This is a genomic window from Micromonospora sp. DT228 (assembly GCF_049841595.1).
In the GTDB taxonomy this organism is placed as follows: domain Bacteria; phylum Actinomycetota; class Actinomycetes; order Mycobacteriales; family Micromonosporaceae; genus Micromonospora.
Genome location: NZ_JBNCKO010000102.1, coordinates 1 through 242, shown reverse-complemented (window position 1 = coordinate 242; position 242 = coordinate 1). Strand labels below are relative to the sequence as shown.

At 66.1% G+C, this 242-nt stretch carries 1 protein-coding gene; it reads left to right on the top strand.

All coding sequences use genetic code 11. The features are described from left to right. A partial coding sequence (locus ACLQ29_RS35590; RefSeq protein WP_425775727.1) for a hypothetical protein occupies positions 1 to 242 on the top strand: 242 nt, incomplete at both ends.

Genomic DNA, 242 nt, shown 5'->3' with positions numbered 1-242 from the left:
CCAACTGGCTTCAGCTGGGAACGGGTTACGACGCTAACATTCCGAGCAGTCTGCGCGGCCAAACCCGCATCGTGAGTGCCTGGGCTGGCACGCTGCAGATCAGCGCATTCATTGCAATGGTCATCCTGCCCATCATTCTTGTGACCGAGGCGTGGCAGGCCCCCACTGGCGCCGCGGCGACGGCGCTGGCGTGCGCCCCGGCCACCCGCACCATACACCCCTACCCGCCCCTTAGCGTCAGC